At 43.9% G+C, this 3367-nt stretch carries 5 protein-coding genes; 4 read left to right on the forward strand and 1 reads right to left on the reverse strand.

Annotated elements, in window-relative coordinates; all coding sequences use genetic code 11:
* Positions 1-263: 263 nt before the first annotated feature.
* Positions 264-443: a hypothetical protein gene (locus EDD59_RS17945; RefSeq protein ID WP_165921000.1), complete on the reverse strand. Its 180-nt coding sequence runs from the start codon at positions 441-443 to the stop codon at positions 264-266.
* Between EDD59_RS17945 and EDD59_RS18705 the strand changes: the two genes are divergently transcribed.
* The 4 genes from EDD59_RS18705 (at position 372) to EDD59_RS17530 (ending at position 3207) form a co-directional block, all read left to right on the forward strand.
* The gene (locus tag EDD59_RS18705; protein WP_408632289.1) at positions 372-749 is read left to right on the forward strand and encodes a DUF6431 domain-containing protein; all 378 of its coding nucleotides are present in this window, start codon (positions 372-374) and stop codon (positions 747-749) included. The genes EDD59_RS17945 and EDD59_RS18705 overlap by 72 nt on opposite strands.
* 62 nt (positions 750-811) lie before the next feature.
* Entirely contained in the window at positions 812-2056 is a 1245-nt protein-coding gene (locus EDD59_RS17520; RefSeq protein ID WP_132384244.1) for a DDE-type integrase/transposase/recombinase, read from the forward strand.
* Positions 2056-2856 carry an ExeA family protein gene (locus tag EDD59_RS17525; RefSeq protein WP_132384246.1) on the forward strand — a complete coding sequence of 267 codons (801 nt, stop codon included), beginning with the start codon at positions 2056-2058 and terminating at the stop codon, positions 2854-2856. Before EDD59_RS17520 ends, EDD59_RS17525 begins: the two co-directional genes overlap by 1 nt.
* A gap of 12 nt (positions 2857-2868) precedes the next feature.
* Positions 2869-3207 carry a DUF6618 family protein gene (locus EDD59_RS17530; RefSeq protein WP_132384248.1) on the forward strand — a complete coding sequence of 113 codons (339 nt, stop codon included), beginning with the start codon at positions 2869-2871 and terminating at the stop codon, positions 3205-3207.
* Positions 3208-3367 lie beyond the last annotated feature (160 nt).

Consider the following 3367-nt stretch of genomic DNA (forward strand, 5'->3'; position numbering starts at 1 on the left):
TGTTATTCACCATTTTACATGCCCCTAATCTTTTCCTTTTCAAGCAAATTAAAAGAAGGTACTGAGTAAATTATTCTGATGCATTATGCGTCAGATTGTTTTATCCAGTACCTTCTTGTGTTATCATACCCTTGTTGCTTATAAATAAAGCAGCAGAAATCTCCCCTACCAAAGCTTGATTCCTGCCGCATGCTCAAGTCTGTGGTAAACCACATCCTCACATGCTTATGATAACCATAAATACTGATTTTGGCAATCCTATTTCACAGGATTTTTACGATAAAACAATTAATTCCATTCAATTCCACCAGTTGACCTGTACTTGTGGGCATTCTGCCTGCCTTACCATCCATGCTTACTATGACCGCAGAGTGAAATCTGAAGATCATTCTGTAACGCTTCATATCTGCCGTGTCAAATGCAGGCACTGTAACAAAACTCACGCTCTGCTTCCTGCTCTCATTGTTCCTTATTCCCAAGTTTCATTCCCGGATCAGATAGATATTATCTCCCATTATGAGGGCTCCGGCGATTACTCTGAAATTATGGAAAAGACTCCTTCAATTGATGAGAACTGTATCCGCTCTATTATTCGCAGATACCTCCTCCACTGGTTCCAGCGCATTCTGTCTGCACAACGGTCCATTGCCACATCGTTATCCTTTATAAAGCACTGCTTTTCGCACTTTAGCCGTCAGTTCATGCAGATAAAAAGGACACCAAATATCTTATTTCTAACACCCACATAACCTTACACGACACCTCTTGTGGAATCTTCTATACTATAGAAAAACAAAGGAGGATTTCCATTATGACACAGGAACAAACACATGAAATCGCATTAATGCGCTATTCGGTCATCGCACCACTCATCTCCGGCCTTCAGGACTCATTTTCGTCCCATGCGGCTTTCTTTCGTGACGCTTCTGCTAAGGGTGTGACCGCTCCGGACGGCACAGTGAAACACTTTGCACCGACTACCATTAAAAAATGGTATAACCATTATAATCAGGGCGGCTTTGATGCACTCATTCCCAGTTCAAGAGCCGATCTTGGCAAGCCTCGCAAGATCGATGATGAGCTTCAGGAACAGATCCGATATCTTAAGACGAACTATCCCCGCATGTCCTCAGCTGCCATTTACCGCCAGTTACGCGACAATGGCAGTATTCGTCCCGATGATCTCTCAGAATCAACCGTAAACCGCTATCTGAACCGGCTGGCACTGGAACTTAAGACAACCACAAACCAGGATATGCGCCGCTATGAACGCCCCCACATCAATGAAGTCTGGTGTGGCGACAGCAGTGTTGGTCCTTATCTGAGAACTGACGATGGTAAAAAGCACAAAGTCTACCTGATTGCATTGATTGATGATGCCAGTCGTTTTATTGTTGGCATTGATGTCTTCTTTAATGACAACTTTGTAAATCTCATGTCGGTCATGAAATCAGCAGTTGCAAAGTATGGCCGTCCACAGATGTTCAATTTCGATAACGGATCCAGTTATCGTAACAAGCAGATGGAGCTTTTAGCGGCCCGTCTGGGTTCTGTCATCCACTATGACCAGCCATACACGCCAACACAAAAAGCCAAAATTGAGCGGTGGTTTCGCACCTGCAAAGATCAATGGATGGCAGCTCTAGACATCCGTGACTTTCATTCTCTTGATGAACTACGTGGAAATCTCATGGCTTATGTAAATAAATACAACCAATCCACTCATTCTTCTTTAAATGGAAAGACTCCACAGGATCGCTTTTTTTCTGAGCCTGCATGTATCCGCCGTCTTTCTGAGGAAGCCATCGACCATGACTTTTTGCTTGAAATTGAACGCCGTGTTTCTACGGACAGTGTCCTTACCATTGACCATGTGGAATACGAAGTTGACTGCCGTTTTGCAAAACAGCGTATCCGCCTGCGTTATTCTCCTGATATGGCGGAGATCTTTATTGTAGAACAGGATGGAACACTGACACCCATCCGCCTGCTCAACAAACAGGAGAATGCTTTTGTGAAGCGTGAGAAAATACATTTATGCAGAGGTGATGAATAATGGATTACACCATTCGATATGGTCTGGAATTCAATCCATTTTTAAAGAATTCCAAAGAGATACTGATCCACACAAACGAATACAAGGAAGCCCTGTTCCGTCTGGATTACCTGGCTAAAACCAAGGGCTTCGGACTGCTCACTGGAAGCCCCGGCAAAGGGAAAACAACCGCTGTACGTAACTGGGCCGCATCCCTAAATCCATCCTTATATAAAGTCGTCTATTCCAGCTTTTCCACCCTGACCACCAATGATTTCTATCGAAATCTCGTGACCGAATTCGGTGCACAGCCGGCATTCCGAAAGCCCGACAACTTCCGTACTATTCAGGATGAGATCACACGTCTTTCTGTCGAAAAACGAAAGACACCCATTATCATTATTGACGAAGCCAATTACATCAACAACTCGATCCTCAATGATTTGAAGATTCTCTTCAACTTTGAAATGGATTCCAGAGACCGCGCTGTCATTCTTCTCACAGGGCTTCCGACTCTGAGCTCTACGCTCAAGCTTGGTATCCACGAACCTCTCCGTCAGCGGATCGTCATGAATTATGAGATCGGCGGTCTGACCAAAGAAGAAGGCCGGGAATATATCCTCGAAAAATTGAAAAGTGCCGGATGCAGCCAGCTTGTTTTTGAGGATAGCGCAATCGAAGCAGTCCTCAATGCAGCGGATGGAACACCACGTGTCATCAATAAACTCTGTAATGCATGTCTTCTTATTGGTGACAGTTCCGGCTCGAATCTTATAACCTCTGATATCGTCATGAGATCAGTCAATGACAGTGAGCTTTAGGAGGGACGATTTATGGAACTAAACTATATCTGTATTGGAACGAGCGATATGAAACCGAGGCAATGGAAGGGACATATCCAGATATTAAATGACTCTTCTCCATACGAGCTTGAAGTCACCGCCAGACACAGCAGCTTTCATATCCTCTGTGGCAAACACGAGTATGGTAATTACGTTTGCATTCCAAACTGGAACATCGGAACAGAACTGGCTGGACTATCTGACCGCTTCTGGAATTTCGAGCGTCTTACCACGTATTATCCAGAACTTTCCTCGGTTGATGTCACCAGTATTACCTGTGCATTAGCAAAACTAAACGAGTACATTTCTACCAAAGGAGAAGCAGGGTGACCTGCTTTTTCTACTGTTCCCATAATCTGCATCATTTCTAATTGAACCAAACAACTTGCAGAAACAGTAGCTGATAAAGTGACTAAAACAACTGTTCAGCAAGCTTTTTAGGATAAAACAAACTGCATGGAATAGGTGCTTCTAATTTGCCGGACAACAC

This window comes from Muricomes intestini, from assembly GCF_004346165.1.
Classification (GTDB): domain Bacteria; phylum Bacillota; class Clostridia; order Lachnospirales; family Lachnospiraceae; genus Muricomes; species Muricomes intestini.